This window comes from Mycobacterium spongiae (genome assembly GCF_018278905.1).
Classification (GTDB): Bacteria; Actinomycetota; Actinomycetes; order Mycobacteriales; family Mycobacteriaceae; genus Mycobacterium; species Mycobacterium spongiae.
In genome coordinates, this window is the sequence record NZ_CP046600.1 from 1,758,727 (window position 1) to 1,780,659 (window position 21,933).

At 65.1% G+C, this 21,933-nt stretch carries 10 protein-coding genes and 1 pseudogene; 7 read left to right on the plus strand and 4 right to left on the minus strand.

Features of this window, described 5'->3' with window-relative positions:
• The 4 genes from F6B93_RS07155 to F6B93_RS07170 all read right to left on the minus strand — a co-directional run bounded on the left by F6B93_RS07155 (position 1) and on the right by F6B93_RS07170 (position 13,725).
• The gene (locus F6B93_RS07155; RefSeq protein ID WP_425518505.1) at positions 1-5,667 is read right to left on the minus strand and encodes a type I polyketide synthase; all 5,667 of its coding nucleotides are present in this window, start codon (positions 5,665-5,667) and stop codon (positions 1-3) included.
• Entirely contained in the window at positions 5,664-10,520 is a 4,857-nt protein-coding gene (locus F6B93_RS07160) for a type I polyketide synthase (RefSeq protein WP_211698466.1), read from the minus strand. The genes F6B93_RS07155 and F6B93_RS07160 overlap by 4 nt, the downstream gene beginning before the upstream one ends.
• Positions 10,517-12,268 (minus strand): long-chain-fatty-acid--AMP ligase FAAL26/FadD26, encoded by a 1,752-nt coding sequence (fadD26, locus tag F6B93_RS07165; protein ID WP_211698467.1) that lies wholly within the window; start codon positions 12,266-12,268, stop codon positions 10,517-10,519. Before fadD26 ends, F6B93_RS07160 begins: the two co-directional genes overlap by 4 nt.
• A gap of 704 nt (positions 12,269-12,972) precedes the next feature.
• A complete protein-coding gene (locus tag F6B93_RS07170) occupies positions 12,973-13,725 on the minus strand; it encodes a thioesterase II family protein (protein ID WP_211698468.1) in 753 nt (250 codons plus the stop codon).
• A gap of 185 nt (positions 13,726-13,910) precedes the next feature.
• Between F6B93_RS07170 and sepIVA the strand changes: the two genes are divergently transcribed.
• The 7 genes and pseudogenes from sepIVA (at position 13,911) to smc (ending at position 21,873) form a co-directional block, all read left to right on the plus strand.
• Positions 13,911-14,648, plus strand: a complete 738-nt coding sequence (gene sepIVA / locus F6B93_RS07175) for a cell division protein SepIVA (protein WP_211699331.1) — start codon at positions 13,911-13,913, stop codon at positions 14,646-14,648.
• An 84-nt stretch (positions 14,649-14,732) separates the two neighbouring features.
• Positions 14,733-15,344: a YceD family protein gene (locus F6B93_RS07180; protein WP_211698469.1), complete on the plus strand. Its 612-nt coding sequence runs from the start codon at positions 14,733-14,735 to the stop codon at positions 15,342-15,344.
• The gene (gene rnc, locus F6B93_RS07185) at positions 15,341-16,072 is read left to right on the plus strand and encodes a ribonuclease III (protein WP_211698470.1); all 732 of its coding nucleotides are present in this window, start codon (positions 15,341-15,343) and stop codon (positions 16,070-16,072) included. Before F6B93_RS07180 ends, rnc begins: the two co-directional genes overlap by 4 nt.
• A gap of 223 nt (positions 16,073-16,295) precedes the next feature.
• On the plus strand, positions 16,296-17,168 hold the full coding sequence (gene mutM, locus F6B93_RS07195) for a bifunctional DNA-formamidopyrimidine glycosylase/DNA-(apurinic or apyrimidinic site) lyase (RefSeq protein ID WP_211698471.1): 873 nt from the start codon (positions 16,296-16,298) through the stop codon (positions 17,166-17,168).
• 176 nt (positions 17,169-17,344) lie between these two features.
• Positions 17,345-17,752 (plus strand): annotated as a pseudogene (locus F6B93_RS22745) (OsmC family protein); the annotation flags it as partial.
• Between the two features lie 15 nt (positions 17,753-17,767).
• Positions 17,768-18,046, plus strand: a complete 279-nt coding sequence (locus F6B93_RS22750) for an acylphosphatase (RefSeq protein ID WP_246541104.1) — start codon at positions 17,768-17,770, stop codon at positions 18,044-18,046.
• A gap of 209 nt (positions 18,047-18,255) precedes the next feature.
• Complete coding sequence (gene smc / locus F6B93_RS07205; protein WP_211698473.1) at positions 18,256-21,873, plus strand: chromosome segregation protein SMC; 3,618 nt, start codon at positions 18,256-18,258, stop codon at positions 21,871-21,873.
• Positions 21,874-21,933 lie beyond the last annotated feature (60 nt).

The window sequence follows — 21,933 nt, forward strand, 5'->3', positions numbered from 1 at the left end:
CTATTTCAGCCTCTCCAATAACTGCTGCAAACACTCGTCTTCGGTGAGCTCGTCGTACCCGTTGTCGGCCGGCTGGTCTTCCGCTTCGACGAGCTCGGGAAGGATACCGGCCAGATAGTCAGTCAGCGCGTCGACGGTCGGGTAGTCAAAAACGGCCGACGGTGGAAGGAATTCACCGAGGCTCTCCGACAGTGCCCGCGCTAGTGCCAAACTCATCAACGAATCCATGCCGAGTTGGAAGAAACCGGTCCATGGGTCGAGGGGTTTCGTGGGCGGCAGTGCCATCACGGTGGTTGCCAGCGCATTGACGTGGTCGAACAACAGATTGCGGCGTCGTTCCGGTTGGCACGTGCGCAGAGACTTTCGGAACGCGCTTTCCGGCGGCGTGATTGGGGTCGGTACCCACGCTCCCCAGTCGCCGTTGGTGGTGGTGTCGCGCAGGGTGGCGAAGAGGGAGGATGCGGCTAGGGCGGGGAAGGATTGGAAGTATTGGCGGGCGTCGAGGGTGAACACGCCGGTGTGGGCGCGGTCGGCGGTCAGGACTGCTTGTAGGGCGGAGAGGCCTTGTTCGGTGGTGAGCATGGTGACGCCGAGGTCGGCGAGGAATTGGGCGCGGCCGACTTCGGCCCAGGGTCCCCAGTTGATGCCGATGGCGGGTAGTCCGTGGCTGCGGCGGTGGGAGACGAGGGCATCGACCCAGGAGTTGGCGGCGGCGTAGGCGCCTTGGCCGGGTGAGCCGATCAGGGAGGCGACCGAGGAGAAGGTCAGCCACCAGTCGAGGTCGAGGTGGGTGGTGGCCTCGTGCAGGCGCCAGTTGCCGGTGACTTTGGGGGTGAATACCGTGGTGGCGGCCGATTCGGACATGTTCAACACGATCTCGTCGGCGAGCACCATGGCGCTGTGCACGACGCCGGCCACGCGGAAACCGGCGTCTTCGACCGCGGTGACGAGTCGGGTGGCGGTGTCGGCGTCGGTGATGTCGCCGGTGATGACCTCGATGCGGTGGCCGGCGGCGGTGAGCTCGGCGATGGTGGCGCTGGCGTCGTCGTTGGGTGCGCAACGTCCGTTGAGGACAATCAATCCCGCGCCGTGGTTGGCCAGCCATTCGGCGACGACGAGACCTAGTCCGCCCATGCCGCCGACGACGATGTAGCCGCCGTCGGAGGTGACCAGCGGTGGCGGGGACGCGGCCGCGTCGATGCGGCCGGTGGCCGGTATCGAGATGACGATCTTGCCGGTGTGTTTACCGGAGGCCATCAGTCGAAACGCGTCGAAGGCGTGGTCGAGGCTGAACTCGGTGACCGGAGGTGCCTGCAGGGTGCCGTCGGAGACATGCTGGAGGATTTCGTGGAGTAACCGGCGATACCGGGCTGGTTGCAGCCGCAGGTTCAAGTCGAGGTCGACGACGGTGAAGGAGGCGCTTTTGGCCAGCGCGGCCAACCCTAGGTTGGCGTCGGCGTGGACGTCTTTCTTGCCGATTTCGACGAACCGGCCACCGGGAGCAAGGATGCGCACTCCGCGTTGAATCGCTTCGCCGGGCAGTGAATTAAGAATGAGATCCACCCCGTAGCCCTCGGTGGTCTCGAGGATCTCGTCGGCGAAATCCACGCTGCGTGAGTCGCCGATGTAGTCCACACCGAGCTCGGCGAGCATGGCGCGTTTGTCGTCGGAGCCGGCCGTGGTGTAGATGCGGGCCCCGATCATCTTGGCGATCGAAATCGCCGCCAACCCGACACCGCCGGTGGCCGAATGGATGAGCACGCGTTCACCGGGGGCCAGCCGCCCGACCACACACAGTGACTCCCAGGCGGTCAGATACGCGATACCGAACGCGGCGGCTTGGCCGTCGGCGAGCTCGTCGGAGATGGGCACCACCAAGTCGGCAAGGGTCGTCATATGCGAGCCGAACGTTCCCGGACCGAACGCGATGACACGCTGGCCAATCGCCACGGAGTCGACATCGGCACCCACCGCGGTCACCACACCGACGCACTCGCCACCGATGACCGGGGGACCGTCGGTGCCCGGGTAGATCCCCATGGCCTTGAGCACGTCAGCGAAGTTGAGTCCCGCCGCGGCGATGCGCACCTCAACCTGGCCGGGTTGCGGGGCGATCCGCTTGACCGCGTGCACCGTGAGCGCATCGAGGCGCCCGGGTTGATCGATCTGCAACCGCACCGCCGCGCCGGCATCGAGGTCGGCCACCGTCGTTCGCGATTCCACCACCAACTCACCACCGGCGGTGGTGGGTGCGGGCACCAGCCTGTTCACCCAGCGGTGTCCCGCGCGCAGGGCGACCTCGTCATCGTCGCTACCGGCGAGCAACTCCTCGGTCAGGGCCGCGACCGAGTCCTCACCGTCGGCCTCGACGTCGACCATCGTGGTCTTGAGTTCGGGATGCTCGAAGGCCAGCACCCGCGCGATACCCCGCAGCTGGGCCGAAGAGAGCGTGACGTGTTCGCCGGCGTCGAGTTGGGCCGCCCCCCGGGTGACGATCCACAACCGCGGACTATTACGCGCACCCACCCGCGAGATCGTCTTGACCAACTCAGCGATAAACAACGTCCGTTGCTGCGCTAGGTCCAGTTGCGCCTGCTGTGGCAGGGCCTCATCAACGGCCCGGGGTGGACACACCACCATCACCGCGTCGAAGCCGCGATCACTCTCGGAGATCACCTGCTGCAGCCGTTGCTGATCATCGGCACCGACGACTTCGCACCGCCCGACCTGGTCACCAACACCGCCGACCAACCCCGCAACCAACCCATCGGCAGGCTCACCGACCACCAACAGATCCCCCACCGACCCCGCCGGCTTACCCAGCGCCGCGGGCTCCCACTCCAACGTGAACAACCGACCCGCGCCCTCACCAGCCCCACCCGGCGACTGCAACACCGCCATAGCAACTTCATCATCGCTGTCCTCGACCTGCGACACCGGCTGGGTGTGTGTCGTGTGGTGCTCGGGGGCCGTGTCGGTGAACCAGTGGTGGGTGTGGTGCCAGGGGGTGGTGGGGATGCGGGGGTGCGGTCCGGGGGGATGGGGTGTCTGTGGTGGGTGAGTGGTGTGGGTGGTGTTGAGGTTGGTGTGGAAGGTGATGGTGTCGTCGGCGTCGCGTTGCAGGGTGCCGATGCTGCGGTGTGCGGCGCTGCCGAGGATGTCGGTGACGGCATGGGTGAGCAGCGGGTGCGCGCTGATCTCGATGAAGGTGTGGTGCTCGGCGCCGGCCGCAGTGATGGCCTGCTGAAATCGCACCGGGTTGCGCATGTTGGTGGCCCAATGCTCGGCGTCGAACACCGGGGTGCGATCCAGGTCTTCGTAGGTGGTGGAAATGATCGGAATCGTCGGCGATTTCGGTCTGAGATCAGCCAATTCCGACCGCATCGGGGGTTGCAGCGCGTCCATGGCCTGGTTATGCGGGGCCACCTCGATATTGACCCGGCTCGCGAACTGGTTCTGGGCGCGCACCGTCTCGATGAGAGCCTCGATCTGCTGGGTCGGTCCGGCGATCACGGTTTGGCGCGGTGAGTTGTAGATCGCCAACGTCACGTCGGGGTGATCGGCGATCAGCGCCTCGGTCTGCTCGGCGTCGAGCTCGAGCAGCGCCATGCCGCCTTGCCCCGATAGCGGCGCCATGAGCCGGGAGCGGGTGGCGGTGATCCGCAGTCCCTCGGCCGGGGTCAGTGCGCCGGCGACCACGGCGGCGGTCACCTCGCCCATGGAATGTCCGATCACCGCGTCCGGGGTCACCCCGTAGGAGCGCCATAACGCGGTCAGCGCCAATTGCATGCCGATCAGACCCAGCTGGATCTGTTCGATCCCGACGAGTTCTTTGCCTTGGGCGATCACGTCGTGCAGCGAGAACCCGGCTTGGGCAAGGAAGTCGGGCTCGAGTTCGGCGATCGCGGCGGCGAACGCGGGCTCGTCGGCCAGCAAGTGTCGACCCATCCCGGCCCATCGCCAGCCGCGACCCGAATACACGAACACCGTGCCCGGCGCAGCTGGGCCGGCCTGGCAGCCGACTACTCCATCGGCGGATTGGCCGGCGGCCAGGGCGCGCAGCCCCGTCACCGCCTGGGTGTGATCGCGTGCGACCACGGTGGCAAAGGTCGCTTGTCGGGCTCGGTGGTGGTTGAGCGTGTGTGCGACATCGGCGAGGGCTACCTCGGCGCCGGGTCCGGCCATCCACTCGGCCAACACCGATGCCGTGGTGCCCACTCGCTGTGCGGTCTTGCCTGGCACCACCAAGGTCGACACCGCCGGCGCCGGCGCGTCAGCAGCGACCGGCGTCGCATCCGGACCCTGCTCGATCACCACATGAGCATTCGTCCCACCAAGGCCGAATGAGGACACCGCGGCCCGGCGAGGACTCGACGTTGATGGCCACGCAACGTTGTCGGTTGGCACAAAGAAGCGGGTCGACGACGCGTCGATCGCCGGATTCCACTGCGAGAAATGCAGATTCGGTGGAATTTGGCGGTGCTGCAACGCCAGCACGGCCTTGATGAAGCCGGCGATGCCGGCAGCCGCCTCCAGGTGACCGAGGTTGGTTTTCACCGCTCCCAGTGCGCACTCGCCGTCGCCGCGGCCGTATGTGGCTGCCAGCGCTTCAAACTCAATGGGATCGCCTAATGCCGTTCCGGTCCCATGAGCCTCTACATAGTCGACGCTGTCGGGTGCTACGTCGCCGAACCGCAACGCATCGGTGATCACGCCGCACTGGGCTTCAGTGTTCGGTGCGGTGATGCCATTGGAGCGCCCGTCTTGGTTGATCGCCGATCCGCGCACCACGGCCAGTACCTGATCTCCGTCGCGCACGGCGTCGGTCAGGCGTTTGAGCACGACCACTCCGGCGCCTTCGCCCCGCACAAACCCGTCGGCCGCCGCGTCGAATGTGGCACATCGGCCATGTGGCGAGAGCAGTCCCCATGCCGAGATGGCAATTTGGGTCTCGGGGCGAAGGATCAGACTGACCCCGCCTGCCAGCGCCACATCGCTTTCCCGTAGCCGCAGGCTCTGGCAGGCCAGGTGCACCGCCGCCAACGACGACGAACACGCCGTGTCAACGGCCATGGCCGGACCGCGGAGCCCCAGCAGGTACGAAATCCGTCCCGCGGTGATGCTGTGGGCATTGCCGGTCCCGGTGTAGGCGTCGACGCGCTCCGGGCCGGTGGCCACCATCGATTGGTACTCGTTGAAGTAGACCCCCATCATGACGCCGGTTCGGGTGCCGGCCAGTGAGTCCGTCGGAATGCCAGCGTTTTCCAGGGCTTCCCAGGCAACCTCGAGCAGCATCCGCTGTTGCGGGTCCATCGCCGTTGCTTCGCGTGGGGTGATTCCGAAGAAGTCTGCGTCGAACCCGGCGATGTCGGGCACGAAACCGCCCCACTTCGTGGTCATCCGTCCCGGGGTCAACGGGTCCGGGTCGTACAGGGCGTCCGCGTCCCAGCGGTCCGCCGGCACTCTGGATACCGCATTTCGACCATCGACCAACAGTTTCCAGAAACTGTCCGGCCCGGTCACATCTCCGGGAAAGCGGCAACCCATCCCGACCACCGCTACCGGCTCAGCCGCGGCGGTGCGCGAGGCCTGGGAGAAAGCATCGTCAACCGCAGCGCGCTGGTCCGCATTCATGCCCGCGACCCGGCTGAAAGCAGTTCGCATCACGCCGGTCTCTCGGGGGCCAGTGGCGTCGACTCGATCGTGTCGAACAAGCTGTCCAACACGCTTCCTGCCGAGGCCGATAGCACGGCGATCTCGTCGACACCCGAATCCGCCTGCGGCGCCAGAAGTTGCGTGAGGTAGTCCGCGAGTCGTGCGACGGTGGGATAGTTGAACAGCATGGTAGCCGACAACTCCAGGCCCACGAGCTGCTCAGTCTCGCGCCGAATCGCCATTGCCATGAGGGAATTGAGTCCCAGTTCGGCCAGCGGTCGGTCGTTGTCCAGTTCCGGCTCGGGCACTCGCAGTTCGTGGGCGGCGATTGTCCGTAGCGCTTTTTCGAGCTCGTCGCGCACGTCCGTCGGCGACATCTGCGACCAATCGCGCGCGGGGCGCAGGGGCATTGCGATGTCGCCGGGCTCCGCGGCCAGCAGGTGGTCAATGATGCGCAGCGATCCTCGGGTCCGGTAGGCGGCGGCAAGCAAAGGCCAATCCGCGGCGGCAACAACGGAATGCACTCCCGCAGCGGGGCTCGTCACCCGTGGCAGCGCGCTGATGGCCACCTCGTCCGGCATGGGTTGCAGTCCGGATTCGACGCTGACCTGACTCGCCTCTTGCTGGGCGCGAGCCAAAGATTCCCACAATCCCCAGTTCACGGTGGTCGCCGGCAGCCCCATCACCCGGCGCGCGTAGGCCAGAGTGTCCAGGAATGTGCTAGTCGCGGTGTAGTGGGCTAGCCATCGCGAACCGGTCAGACCTGAGATCGAGGAGAACACAACGAACTGCCGCACTGGTGTTTTCAGCGACAAGCGGTGCAAGAGCGCGGCCGCATCGAGCTTGGGTCGGAACATGGCGGCTACATCATCGTCGGCCATGTCGCTGAGCAGGACTGGCTGGCCGGCGAATGCGGCTAGGTAGATTCCCTCGAGCGGGGGCAGGTCCCCGCCAAAACGGTCGAAGAGCGTCGCCATCGCTGCTTCGTCGGCCGCATCCGCTGCGACCTCGACGAGCTTTGTCCCCGTCGGAGCGAGGTCTTGGGCCAGCTTCTTAAGTCGTGAGCCGGGATTGCGGGACACCGCGACGATCGTGGTGGACCCCATGGTTGCGAGTTGTCGGATCAAGGCCGGCCCGATGTTGCCGGTAGCTCCAATGACCAGCTGGCTGGTGCCTTTTCGGCTCTCCAGTTGGCTTTCTGGGCGCGGATCCAGCGGCGACGGGGTGGGTAGAGTTCGCCGCTGCAGCCGGGGCACGTGGCGTTGGGCGCACCGGTACACGACTTGGTCGTCTCCGTCGGCGGTGCGCGCTTCGTCGCGCAGATACTCGACGGCGAGCTCGGCGGGCACCGACGCGTCAAGGTCGATAATGCCGCCCCAGATTTCGGGATGTTCCAGAGCCAATGTGCGCCCCAAGCCCCACAGCACCGCGTGTTCGGGATTGGCTTGGTCGCCTTCGGAAATGGGTTGGGCATTACGCGTCATGACGAACAACCGTTGCGGTGAGTCGACCCCAGACATCCCCGCCATCCCCGCGGCCAGCCGGCGCACCTGGTTAAACAACTGGTATGCCGAGGTGACATCGAGTGCTTGGTTAGGCGCGGCCGGCGCGTACAGCACGTTGTCGACGCCGGTGAGCGCAGCGTGAAGTGCCGCCTGACCGCCGTCTTCGGTGAGTACCTCCGGCGCCAGCACCTGGACCCGAGATTCCGGAGCCAGGGCTGCGGCCAGTCCATGACCTGGATCGGCGTTGGCCACCACGAGCCAGCTGGCATCGCTGAAGGCCTCGCCGTTCGGTAATGGGCTGGCGGGCCAAGCCAGTTGGTAGCACCAGTCGGCGGGTAGGCCGTCACCGCCCTCGGAGCCCTCGGAGCCCTCGGATGGGGTTCGCCCGTTCGCCGAAACACTGTGTTGGCCCACTGCTTCTGGCATCTGCGATGCCATGGCCTTGGCTGCGAGCCAGTGATGAGTGTGGTGCCACGGGGTAGTCGGAATCTTGGGGTGTGGTCCCGGCGGGTGCGGGGTGTTTGGTGGGTGGGTGGTGTGGGCGGTGTTGAGGTTGGTGTGGAAGGTGATGGTGTCGTCGGCGTCGCGTTGCAGGGTGCCGATGCTGACGTACTTGGTTCCGTGCTGGGCGCTGTGCAGGGTCTCGTTGATGGCCTGGGTCAGCAGTGGGTGGGCGCTGATCTCGATGAATGTGTGGTGGTCGGCTCCGGCGGCAGCGATAGCCTGCTGGAAGTGCACGGGGTTGCGCATGTTGGTGGCCCAGTGCTCGGCGTCGAATTCCGAGCGGCGGCCGAGGTCTTCGTAGGTGGTGGAGATGATGGGAATGAGCGGTGGTCGTGGTGTGAGATCGGCTAGCTCCGAACGCATCTGGGGTTGCAGGGCATCCATTGCTGGGTTGTGCGGAGCCACCTCGATGTTGACTCGGCTGGCAAAGCGGTCCTGCGCGCGCACCGTGTCGATCAGGGCGTCGATCGTTGGTGGCGGTCCGGCGATCACGGTCTGGCGCGGCGAGGCATAGATCCCCACGGTCACGTCCGGGAAATCGGCGATCAACGCCTCGGTGGCGATGGCATCGAGTTCGACCAACGCCATGGCACCCTGCCCGGACAGCGGCTCCATCAGCCGTGCCCGGGTTGCGGTGACGCGTAACCCCTCGGCGGGTGTGAGCGCACCGGCGACCACTGCGGCGGCCACTTCGCCCATCGAGTGGCCGATCACCACGTCGGGGGTCACTCCGTAGGAACGCCATAGCGCGGTGAGCGCCAGCTGCATTCCGATCAGCCCGAGCTGGATCTGTTCGATGCCGACGAGCTCTTGGCCGGTGGTCAGCACCTCATGCAAGGAGAATCCGGCCTGCTCGACAAAGACTGGTTCGAGCTCAGCGACGGCCTCGGCGAACGCAGGCTCATCGGCCAGCAGTTGTCGGCCCATCCCGCCCCACTGTGATCCGCGGCCCGAGTAGACGAACACCGTGCCAGGCCCCGAGCCCTCGTGGCAGCCGGCGACCCCCGCGGCAGGCTGCCCCTCTGCCAGTGCGCGCAATCCCGCGATCGCCTGTTTGCTTTCCCGCGCGACTACCGTGGCGAATTGTCCCTGACGTGCTCGGTGATGGTTGAGCGTGTGGGCCACATCGGCCAGGGGCACCGCAGCGCCGGGGCCTTCCATCCAATCGGCCAGCACCTGGGCTGTGGCGGCCACCCGTGACGCCGTCTTCCCGGCCACCACCAGCGTCGACGTCGCGCCGTCGGGATCGCGGCGCGGCGGTGGTGGCTGATTCTGGCCCTGCTCGATCACGACGTGCGCGTTCGTGCCACCAAATCCGAACGACGACACACCCGCCCGGCGCGTATGTGCAGTGTCCGGCCAATCAGTTTGTGTATCAACAACTTTCATCCGCAACTCGGAAAAAGGAATATGCGGGTTGGGGCTGTCGAAGTGCTGGTTGGGTGGAATCTGGCCATATTGCAGCCCCAGCACGGTCTTGATGAATCCGGCGATTCCGGCCGCTGCCTCGGTGTGGCCGAGGTTGGTCTTCACGGCGCCGATGAGCAGGGGAGAGTCTTCGGCACGTCCGCGACCCAGGACCGTGCCCAGGGCGCGTGCTTCGATCGGATCGCCCAACAGCGTTCCGGTCCCGTGCGCTTCAACGTAGTCGACCTCGTTTGGTTGCACCCCAGCGTTGGTGTAGGCGGCGCGCAGCACTGCCATCTGGGCCGCCGGGTTGGGGGCCATCAGCCCGTTGGACCGGCCGTCCTGGTTGATCGCGGAACCGCGGATGACCGCAAGCACTCGATCCTCGTCGCGCTGCGCGTCGGTCAACCGCTTGAGCACCACCACCCCGGCACCCTCACCGCGCACGAACCCGTCGGCGGCGGCATCGAAGGCGCGGCAGTTGCCTGTCGGCGATAACGCACCGACCTGGTCGAATCCCCGAAAAACCGCGGGCGACAACAACAGATTCACGCCCGCCGCTATTGCCAGGTGGGAGTCCTGTGTCCGCAGGCTCTGGCAAGCCAGGTGGATCGCCACCAACGACGACGAGCACGCGGTATCCACCGCAACGGAGGGGCCACGCAGATCAAGGAAGTACGACAGTCGGTTCGCGATGATGCTCATCGCGCCACCGGTGTTACTCCAACCGTCGACCCCCAGCAGATCGGTGGACGCGATCGCGCCGTACTCGCTCACGCATGCCCCGGCGAACACTCCCGTCTGCGAACGGCGCAGCGTGGTCGGTGGAATTCCGGCGTGCTCCAACGCTTCCCAGGCCACTTCCAGCAGCAGGCGTTGCTGTGGGTCCATCTTGTCGGCTTCGCTGGGGGAGATCTCGAAGAACTCCGCGTCGAAGGCGTCGATGTCGGGCAGGAATGAGCCCCACTGCGTGGTGTGGGCCAGTGCCGCCGCTACCTCGGGCGACTCGCCTTCGAACGGCTGCCAACGCTCCGGCGGTACTTGCCCAATCGACGAGCGGCGTTCACAGAGAAACTCCCACAGCGTTTCTGGGTCCGAGATCCCACCAGGAAAACGACAGCCCAGGCCGATAACCGCGATCGGCTCGTCAAGTGCGTTCCGGGCCGGACGCTTATGTGCGGCTTCCGATTCGGGGTCTGGCGCGGGCGCGGTGAGGTATGAGGCCAGCGCATCGATCGTCGGGTGCTCCCAGAAGTCGATTGGCGATACGGTCCTGCCTAGCAACTCGGTCAATTCGCCGGAGAGCACTACCGCGTCGCGGGAAGACACGCCCAGGTCGGCCAGCGGCAGTTCCGGGTCAACCTCGTCCGGCGTGCAGCCGATGTTGGTCACGAGGTAGTCGACTAGCCAGTGGCAAAGGTCGGCTTCGCCACTGATGCTGGCCGTCATACCACCACGTCCAACCGTTTGAATCCGTCGCTGCGGTACTGGTCGACACAGGCTGAGCGCCGGATTTTGCCGCTAGTGGTGATGGGAATCGAGCCAGGTGACACCAGAACGAGATCGGCGACGCGCAGACTGTGGGACCGCGATATCGCGGAGGTGACTTCACGCTTGACCGAGCGGAGCCGAAGCATCGCTTCCTCGGCGGAAGCTCCGCGCTTCTTCAGTTCAACGATCGCGACCAGTTGCTCGGTGCTGTCGTCGGGTATCGCTATCGCCGCGACACGGCCTCCGGTGATTTCCTGGATGGTTGCCTCGATGTCGTCGGGATAGTGGTTGCGGCCATCCACGATGAGGAGGTCTTTGATGCGGCCCATGATGAAGAGCTCGTCGTCGCACATCACGCCCAGGTCTCCGGTGCGCAGCCATGGCCCTTCTGGGGTTCCGGGCGACAAAGCGATGAGCTGTGCGCCAAACGTCCGCGCGCTCTGCTCCGGCTTGCGCCAATATCCCATGGCTACGTTCTCGCCGTGCAACCAGATCTCACCGACCACTCCAGGCGGATTCTCGGTCTTGGTGTTCGGGTCGACGATTCGGACGGTGGAGTCGCGGGGCGCGCCGTAACTGATCAGCTCGGTACCGAGTGTCCTTTCAGTGCCGCACGGCCTGGCCTGACCGGCCGCCAAGTGCTCGTAGTCGAAACGCACCGTCTTCGGGGCGCGACCGGGCTCGGGAGCCGCGACGTAGAGGGTCGCCTCCGCGAGCCCGTAGGAGGGTCGTATCGCTGTCGCGCTCAGATTGAACGGAGCAAAACGCTCGGTGAAACGTTTCAGCGTCGCGACGTGGATTCGTTCGCTCCCGCTGATGATTCCGACCACGTCGCCGAGGTCGAGGCCGGCCATGTCGTCGTCGGTTGTTCTCCGGACGGCCAATTCGAACGCGAAGTTTGGCGCGGCGGAAAAGGCTTGATCGCTTTTCGCCAGCAGTTGCATCCAGCGGGCCGGCCGGCGCAAGAATGACATCGGGCTCAGTAACACCGCGCTTCGATTGGTGAAGATTGGTGCGCAAATTCCCAGAATCAGGCCCATGTCGTGGTATAGCGGTAGCCACGACACCAGAGTTATCGACGGCATATCCGCGGGCTGCCCGAAGTAGCCGCACATAATTTGCGTACCGTTGGCGAGGACGTTCTTGTGAGAAACAACCACGCCGGCCGGGGTACGCGTCGATCCGGACGTGTATTGCAGATAAGCGGCGCTGGACGACAGCTGCGGAGCGCTTGGTAACTGACGCGACGAATCCAAGTCGAGCAGATCAACCTCGATGACGACCGGGGCGGGTTGTCCGTCTTGCGCCCGTGCGTATTTGGTGACGTCTGCCACCGCGACGGAGGTCGTCAGAATGACGACGGGCATTGAGTCCCGCAGCACGGACGAAATTCGGTCGTCGTGAATTCCGTATTGCGGTACAGACAATGGAACAGCGATGAAACCAGCTTGCAGCGCCGCCAAGAAAGCGACAACGTACTCTAGCCCCTGCGGTGCCAGTATTGCGGCGCGATCGCCGGGGGATCCGTACAGTGCGAGTTCTTCTGCAAGGATGCGTGCGCGTCGATAGACCTGCGACCAGGTCAGGCTCTCAGCAAAACCCGCAGGGTCGGAACCGTAGTCGATGAAGGTGTACGCGGTGGCATCCGGTTGCTGGTCGGCCCGCTCCTCTAGCAAAGCGGGTATCGACGAGTGAGTCACCGCCATGGAGTATCTCTCCCTCGATTGTCGACGCTAACCATGTGTGCACACCTGATAAACGGCTTGTCGGACTTGCGCAACGGGCCATCCCGGTGACTTGAAACCGGCCGTCCTTCGTTGACGACGCGGTCGTGGCGACAACGTCGCGCGCGACACTCCTCCTAGCGGAGCATGCCCGTGCGGCGCCAGATGATCAGCACGTACTACCCTATCCCCTACAAAATACCTGCCGCCAACAAAGTAGTACCTCGATGCAGGGTAAGCATTTTTTGACGGGTGTGGAGGTTGATCCAGAAAATCCATGGGCTTCCTGCGCCGTTCGCGTCGGTGATCGTTTCGCGGCTCGGCGGTTTCACCTGAATCTGATGTCATTGACGTGCAGTTTACTGTGAGACCGTGTGGTCACTGTGGCTCGTGATTCGCCGGTGACGGCTGGTGAATGCTGTACGACTTGGTCGTCCCTTCTCGGCGCTGAGGCGAGCGTCCTTGTGTGACGAGACTCACACGTTCGGCCCGCGTACCTCGGCTTCCGTATGGTGTGGCTGATTAGTGGGCTGGCCTGCGGTCGGTGCTCTGAGTCCTGGCTGTGAGACGGGACCGGGTATCCGGGCGGGCTCGGCAACCGAGCACCTCGCGGGCGGGGAGGTCGGTGCGGAAACCTGCCACCCGCGTGGAGCGGAATTCATAGCAAACTCATAGATGCAGACTGGCTAGAGCTCGGCACTCCACTGCAGCGTTCGATCTTCGATGTCTTTTACCAGTTCTGGCAAATTATTGTTGAGATAAAAATGATCGCCTTTGAAGGAGCGGAGTTCGAACTCAGTGGTCGTGCGTTCGCGCCATGGCTCCATGTCTGCGGCGCTCACAATCCAATCGTTATCCCCGATAAACGCATAGATGGGGCATGACACCGATGTCCCCTGCGGGCAAGTATAGCCAGCGATGGCGCGGAGTGCCTGCAACGTCGGTAGCAACCCGACGACGAATTCTTCATCGGCAAGAAAATCTGGATTCTGGCCTGTTACTTGACGGACCATATTCAGCATGTCGTCATCAGAAAAGCCTTGAATTTGCTTGTACTTGATGTGGCCTGGAGCTGCAGCGGATGAGATGAATAGGGCGGCGAGCGGATGCCCTGCCGATTGAAATCGCAACGCGACTTCAAAGGCCAACATCCCTCCCATGGAGTGCCCAAAGAAGGCTATGGGACCTTCGGTTTGCGATGCTGGCTTCATCATCTGGAAGATATCGTCGGCCAACGCGGGAATGCTTGCAAGCGACGGCAATCCGGACCGATCCCGCTGTCCTGGGTACTGGACGGCGATCCGTTTCATGCCGGAAGAAAACTCTTTGGAAAATGGTACGTAAAACGTTGCGTTTCCACCTGCATGCGGAAAAATATAGAGCGTCGGTGCGGCTAGCTTATTGTCGTTTTTAATGTAGTCCGAGCGGCCGCCGTTCACCGAGCCAGCATAGCGTCTGACTTAAGGTGCCTGCGCCGATGCCTCGTTGGGCGCCCGGCTCGCGCGGACTCGGTGATCGAGCCATCTCGCTGAAATACCGCCCGACACACCGACGCCACCAGCACCATCACAGACGCAACACCAGGCACACTGGTAACACCAAACGATGCTTGGAGGGTATGGCCGTGTACCGAGTCTTTGAAGCGCTGGACGAGTTGGGCGCCATTGTCGAAGAAGCCCGTGGCGTGCCGATGACAGCCGGATGCGTCGTGCCCCGCGGTGACGTCCTTGAGCTGGTCGACGATATTAAGGATGCGATCCCCGGCGAACTGGACGACGCGCAGGATGTGCTCGACGCGCGCGACTCTATGTTGCACGACGCAAAAACACACGCCGACTCCATGGTGTCCTCCGCGACCACCGAATCGGAGTCGATGCTCAACCACGCTCGCGCGGAGGCTGACCGGATCTTGTCGGACGCCAAAGCCCAGGCCGATCGGATGGTCGGGGAGGCGCGTCAGCACAGTGAGCAGATGGTCTCCGATGCCCGCGAGGAGGCGATTCGCATCGCCGCCGCGGCAAAACGTGAGTATGAGGCCAGCGTTGGCCGCGCCCAAGCCGAATGCGACCGGCTGATGGAAAATGGCAACGTTGCCTATGAGAAGGCAGTGCAAGAGGGCATCAAGGAACAGCAGCGCCTGGTGTCGCAGAACGAAGTGGTGCAGGCGGCCAACGCGGAATCCACCCGTCTCATCGACACCGCTCATGCGGAGGCGGACCGCCTGCGCGGTGAATGCGACGTTTACGTCGACAGCAAGCTGGCCGAGTTCGAGGAATTCCTCAACGGCACCCTGCGTTCCGTGGGCCGTGGTCGCCACCAGCTCCGCACCGCGGCCGGCACACACGATTACGCGGTGCGCTAGCGCCATTCCCTGCCCGAGGATCGGGCGCCGGCTAACCGCCTACATGGGATGGATCTAGGCTGCGCGGGCCGTAGGATTCCCCCTATGGCTAGCCAGCAGAGTCCAACGGCGCGACGCCGGCCGACTTCGCCGACCACGGTCGATGTTGCACGGCTTGGGCGGCGCCCAGGAGCCATGTTCACCCTACGTAACACCGTGGACAGTCCCTCGCGCATCGGGCTTGAGATGATCGCTATTGCGCCGGGTGCCCCGCTTGATCTCAACCTGCGAGTGGAGTCGGTATCCGAAGGCGTGTTGGTGACCGGGACCGTAGCAGCGCCCACCGCCGGCGAGTGCGCCCGTTGCCTAACTGACGTGGCGGGACACATCCAGGTTGAGTTGACCGAACTGTTCGCCTATCCCGAGAGCGCGACCGAGGCCACCACCGAGGAAGACGAGGTTGGACACATCGTCGATGACACCATCGACCTGGAGCAATCGATCATCGATGCCGTCGGGCTCCAACTGCCACTGGCGCCGCTGTGTCGGCCGGACTGCCCCGGGCTGTGTCCGCAGTGCGGCGTTGCCCTGACTACAGCGCCGGGTCATCACCATGAACAGATCGATCCGCGATGGGCGAAGCTTGCCGGGATGTTGGAGTCGAAGGTCCCACAGTCAGATGCGGCGGATCACCCCGCACCGCGAGGTGAGCGGTGACTCGATCGCGGCAATCTCTGCTCGACGCGCTCGGCGTCGAGTTGCCCGATGACCTCGTCACTTTGGCGCTGACGCATCGCAGCTACGCCTACGAAAAAGGGGGTCTGCCGACCAACGAGCGGTTGGAGTTTCTCGGCGACGCGGTCCTAGGTCTGACCATTACCGACGAGCTCTTTCATCGTCACCCCGATCGTTCGGAAGGGGATCTAGCCAAACTGCGAGCCAGCGTGGTCAACACCCAGGCGTTGGCCGATGTCGCGCGCAACCTCTCCCAGGAGGGTCTTGGCGTACACATGCTGTTGGGGCGCGGTGAGGTCAACACCGGTGGAGCCGACAAGTCCAGCATCCTGGCCGACGGGATGGAATCGTTGCTGGGCGCCATTTACCTGCACCGCGGCATTGAGCAGGCCCGTGAGGTGATCCTGCGACTATTCGGCCCTTTGCTAGACGCCGCACCGACGCTCGGTGCGGGATTGGATTGGAAGACGAGCTTGCAGGAACTCACCGCGTCGCGCGGGCTGGGCGTGCCGTCGTACTTGGTGACATCGACCGGACCGGACCACGACAAGGAATTCACCGCGGCTGTTGTCGTTCTGGACGTTAAGCGTGGGACGGGTGTCGGCCGCTCCAAGAAGGAAGCCGAACAAAAGGCTGCGGCTGCGGCTTATCGGGCGCTCGAGGCCCACGACGAACTGGACGGCGCAATGCCAGGCAAATCGTCGGCATAAGCTGATCGTGATGACCCGCTGCGCCCGGCTTCGCCGCGCTTGCGATCATCACGGGGTCCGATGGTGATGACCCGCTGCGCCCGGCTTCGCCGCGCTTGCGATCATCACGGGGTCCGATGGTGATGACCCGCTGCGCCCGGCTTCGCCGCGCTTGCGATCATCACGGGGTCCGATGGTGATGACCCGCTGCGCCCGGCTTCGCCGCGCTTGCGATCATCACTGAATGCCGGAACTACCCGAGGTCGAGGTGGTGCGGCGCGGCCTAGCGGCTCACGTGGTAGGCCGAACGATCACCACGGTTCGAGTCCACCATCCTCGCGCGGTGCGCCGCCATGAAGCCGGAGCCGCAGATCTGACGGCGCGGCTGCAGGGAGCCAGGATCAGCGGAACCGATCGGCGTGGCAAATATCTCTGGTTGACGCTTGCGCCGCAAGCAGGCGATGAACAGGAAGCGGACACCGCACTGGTGGTGCACCTGGGCATGAGCGGACAGATGTTGCTCGGGACAGTCCCGCGTACCCAGCATCTCCGGATCTCCGCGCTGCTCGACGACGGGACGGAAATGAGCTTCGTCGACCAGCGGACTTTTGGCGGTTGGCTGCTCGCCGATCTGGTCACGGTCGACGGCAGCGTAGTGCCGGTACCGGTCGCCCATCTGGCACGCGACCCCCTTGACCCGCGGTTCGATGTCGACGCGGTGGTCACGTTGGTGCGGCGCAAGCACTCCGAGCTCAAGCGGCAGTTGCTGAACCAGCAGGTTGTTTCGGGCATCGGCAACATCTACGCCGACGAGGCGCTGTGGCGGGCGAAAGTGAACGGCGCGCGGGTCGCCGCCACGCTGGCCCGCCGGCAGCTGGTCGCGGTTCTAGATGCCGCGGCAGACGTCATGCGCGAGGCGCTGGCCAATGGCGGAACCTCGTTCGACTCGCTCTATGTGAATGTCAACGGTGAGTCGGGCTACTTCGATCGATCGCTGGACGCCTATGGCCGTGAAGGTGAGAACTGTCGGCGCTGCGGCGCGGTCATGCGCCGGGAGAAGTTCATGAACCGCTCCTCTTTCTACTGCCCGAGATGCCAACCGCGACCGCGTGGTTGAGTCTTGTTCATGTCACGATTGAGTGTGCGTGCGAGGCGTTGAGTGTGACTGTAGGGCGGGAGAACTAGGAAATTCCCGCCCTCACCTCACACTCGACTGTGCCGATGCACACTCAATGGTGGTGCTTGGTCTGCCGCCTCCCGGCTAGTGCAAGAGAAGTGCAGTAGAAAGAAGCCATGACTGAACTTTGGGTCGAACGTACCGGTGTGCGCCGCTACACCGGACACAGCTCGCGGGGTGCGCGGGTACTTGTCGGCTCCGAGGACGTTGACGGCGTTTTTACCCCGGGTGAGTTGCTCAAGATTGCCCTCGCTGCGTGCAGCGGGATGTCCAGCGATCGACCGCTGGCCCGTCGTCTCGGCGACGAATACCCCGCGGTGGTCAAGGTGTGCGGTGCCGCCGACCGTGAACAGGAGCGGTATCCGCTGATTGAGGAGACCCTCGAACTCGACCTTTCAGGTCTCACAGAGGACGAGAAGGCGCGCGTGTTGGTGGTCGTCAACCGCGCGGTCGACTTGGTGTGCACCGTCGGTCGAACCGTGAAGTCGGGCACGACCGTCACCTTCGAGGTCGCCGACGTCGGCCCCTCCGATGGACCCATGCGGCTGACCGCTTGGGTGCACGGCTGGGTCCAGGGCGTCGGCTTCCGCTGGTGGACCCGCTGCCGGGCGTTGGAGCTGGGTCTGACCGGGTATGCGGCCAACCAGGCCGATGGCCGCGTGTTGGTGGTAGCTCAGGGGCCCCGCCAGGCAGGGGAGCAATTGCTGGCGCTGCTGCAACGTGGCACCTCGTCGCCTTCGAGGCCCGGCCGGGTAGACAAGGTTGTCGCCGATTGGTCGCACCCGGCAGAGCCGATTGCGGGGTTCACCGAGCGCTAGCTCGGCGACGATACGCGCCGGAACGGCGGGTTGAGGAGCCGAGCAATCGAGCCCCAGCTCGGCGACGATACGCGCCGGAACGGCGGGTTGAGGAGCCGAGCAATCGAGCCCCAGCTCGGCGACCCCCCACGTATCCGAGCGCGCCGGAACGGCGGGTTGGGGAGCCGAGCAATCGAGCCCCAGCTCGGCGAGCGGTAGTCTGGCAGGCCGTGTACCTCAAGAGTCTGACGCTGAAGGGCTTCAAGTCCTTTGCTGCGTCCACGACTCTGCGTTTTGAGCCGGGTATTACCGCCGTCGTGGGGCCGAACGGCTCCGGCAAGTCCAATGTGGTCGATGCCCTGGCGTGGGTGATGGGGGAGCAGGGGGCAAAATCGCTGCGCGGCGGCAAGATGGAAGATGTCATCTTCGGCGGTACCTCGTCGCGCGCACCGCTGGGTCGCGCGGAGGTCACCGTCACGATCGACAACTCTGACAATGCGCTGCCGATCGAGTATGCGGAGGTGTCGATCACCCGCAGGATGTTCCGTGACGGTGCCAGCGAGTACGAGATCAACGGCAACACCTGCAGATTGATGGATGTTCAGGAGCTGTTGAGCGACTCTGGCATCGGACGCGAGATGCATGTGATCGTCGGGCAGGGCAAGTTGGAAGAGATCCTGCAGTCGCGGCCCGAGGACCGCCGGGCTTTCATCGAGGAAGCCGCAGGCGTGCTCAAGCACCGCAAGCGCAAAGAGAAAGCGCTGCGAAAGCTTGACTCCATGTCGGCGAACTTGGCCCGCCTCACCGACCTCACCACCGAGCTCCGGCGCCAACTCAAGCCGTTGGGCCGCCAAGCTGAGGTTGCCCGACGTGCGGCGACCATCCAGGCGGATCTGCGCGACGCCCGGCTTCGGCTGGCCGCCGACGACATCGTGAGCCGCCGGGCGGAGCGGGAAGCGATTTTCGACGCCGAAGCGGCGATGCGCCGCCAGCATGACGAGGCCGCCGCGAGGCTGACGGTGGCATCGCAGGAGTTGACAGCCCATGAGTCGGCACTCGCCGAACTGGCCGGTCGGGCCGACTCCGCGCAACACACGTGGTTCGGGCTGTCCGCGCTCGCCGAACGGGTGGGCGCCACGGTGCGTATCGCCAGCGAACGCGCCCACCATCTCGACAGCGAGCCGATGCCGATCAGCGACACCGACCCCGATGCGCTGGAAGCCGAGGCCGAGCAGGTGACCATTGCCGAACGCCAGCTGCTGGCGGAAGTGGCCGGGGCCAGAACCCGGCTCGATGCCGCCCGCACCGAATTGGCCGACTGCGAGCACCGAGCCGCCGAGGCTGACCGAGCACATATGGCTGCCGTCCGGGCGGAGGCAGACCGCCGTGAGGACCTGGCACGGCTCGCCGGTCAGGTTGAGACCGTGCGCGCGCGGATCGAATCGATCGATGACAGCGTCGCGCGCTTGTCCGAGCGCATCGACGAGGCAGCGTCGCGGGCACAGTTGACCCGGACTGAGTTTGAAACGGTGCAGGGCCGCGTCGGAGAACTGGATCAAGGCGAGATCGGCCTGGATGAGCAGCACGAGCGCGCGGTGGCGGCGTTGCGACTGGCCGACGAGCGCGTTGCCGAACTGCAATCCGCCGAACGTGGCGCCGAACGGGAGGTGGCTTCGTTGCGAGCCCGCATCGACGCGCTGTCGGTGGGGTTGGCGCGCAAGGACGGCACGGCGTGGCTCACACGGAATCACAGCGGTGCAGGGCTTTTTGGGTCGGTCGCCCAGCTGGTCAAAGTTCGTTCGGGCTACGAGGCGGCGTTGGCCGCGGCGCTGGGGCCGGCCGCTGATGCGCTGGCGGTGGACAGTCTTGGCACGGCCAGTACCGCGGTCAGCGCGCTCAAGGCAGCGGACGGTGGCCGGGCGGCACTCGTGCTGAGTGACTGGCCCGTCTCTGCAGAGTCTGACGCTGAGGTGGCGGTTGCGCCTCCCGGTGGCGCCATCTGGGCGCTGGATTTGGTTGAGGCAGCGCCCCGGTGGCGTGGTGCGCTGATCGCGATGCTGTCGGGCGTCGCGGTGGTGAACGACCTGACCGAAGCACTTGGTCTAGTGGCGATTCGCCCGCGGCTGCGGGTGGTCACGTTGGACGGCGATCTGGTGGGCTCGGGCTGGGTGAGCGGCGGTTCTGATCGCACGCTGTCCACGCTGGAAATCACCTCGGAGATCGACGAGGCCAGCCGGGAGTTGGCCGCGGCCGAGGCCCAGGTGGGTCAGTTGACCGCAGCACTGTCGGGCGCGCTGTCGGAGCAGGCCAGCCGCCAGGACGCGGCCGAGCAGGCTTTGGCGGCGCTCAACGAGTCCGACACTGCGATCTCGGCGATGTACGAGCGGCTGGGTCGCCTCGGGCAGGAAGCGCGTAGCGCCGATGAAGAGTGGAGCAGACTGCTGCGGCAGCGTGACGAGTTGGAGGCCGGTCGCGCGCAGACCCTCGAGGAGGTTGCAGAACTCGAAACGCGGCTGCGCACCGCCCAGGAGACGCAGCATGTGCACACATCCGAGCCCAGCTCGGCTGAGGCCCGGCAGGTGATTGCGGCCGCGGCCGAAAGCGCGCGTGGTGTCGAGGTGGAGGCGCGGTTGGCGGTGCGGACAGCCGAGGAGCGGGCCAACGCAGTACGAGGGCGGGCGGACTCGCTGCGCCGCGCCGCCGCGGCTGAACGCGAGGCACGACAGCGCGCCGAGCAGGCGCGCGCCGCGCGGCTGCGGGCGGCCGCGGTGGCCGCTGCGGTAGCCGACGGTGGTCAGCTCCTCGCCCGCCGGTTGAACGGCGTCGTCGATGCCGCATCGCGCGTCCGCGAGGCGCTAGCCGGCGAACGCGAGGAGCGGTCGACTGCGATGACGAAGGTGCGCGAAGAAGTGAACACGCTGGGCGCCCAGGTGGCGGCGCTGACCGATTCGCTGCACCGCGACGAGGTGGCAAACGCCCAGGTCGCGCTACGCATTGAGCAGCTCGAACAGATGGTGCTCGAGCAGTTCGGCATGGCACCAGTCGATCTGGTCGCCGAATACGGCCCGCATGTTGCACTTCCCCCGACCGAGCTCGAAATGACCGAGTTCGAGCAGGCCCGTGAGCGTGGCGAGCAGGTGACCACGCCCGCGCCGATGCCGTTTGATCGGGCCACCCAAGAGCGCCGGGCCAAACGCGCCGAGCGCCAGCTGGCCGAGCTGGGCAGGGTCAACCCACTGGCCCTAGAGGAGTTTGCTGCGCTGGAAGAGCGCTACAACTTTCTATCCACTCAACTCGAGGATGTCAAAGCCGCTCGCAAGGATCTGCTGGATGTCGTGGCCGATGTCGACGCCCGAATCCTGCAGGTGTTCAGTGATGCGTTCGTCGATGTCGAGAGGGAATTCCGGAGCGTGTTCGCCGCGCTGTTCCCCGGTGGGGAAGGGCGACTCCGGCTGACTGAGCCTGCCGACATGCTGACCACTGGCATTGAGGTCCAGGCGCGGCCGCCCGGCAAGAAGGTCACTCGGTTGTCTTTGCTGTCGGGTGGCGAGAAGGCGCTGACGGCTGTGGCGATGTTGGTTGCGATATTCCGGGCACGCCCGTCGCCGTTCTACATCATGGACGAGGTTGAGGCCGCACTTGACGATGCCAACTTGCGCCGTCTGCTGGGGTTGTTCGAGCAGCTGCGGGACCGCTCCCAGATCATCATCATCACCCATCAAAAACCCACGATGGAAGTGGCGGATGCGCTTTATGGCGTGACCATGCAAGACGACGGCATCACCGCGGTCATCTCGCAGCGGATACGGGGCCAGCAGGTGGAGCGGCTGGCCTCGACCTCGCCCTGAGCGCGGTACACCGACTGGCTCCATCGACGAAAAACCTTGCCAGCCTTAACCCCCCGAGCA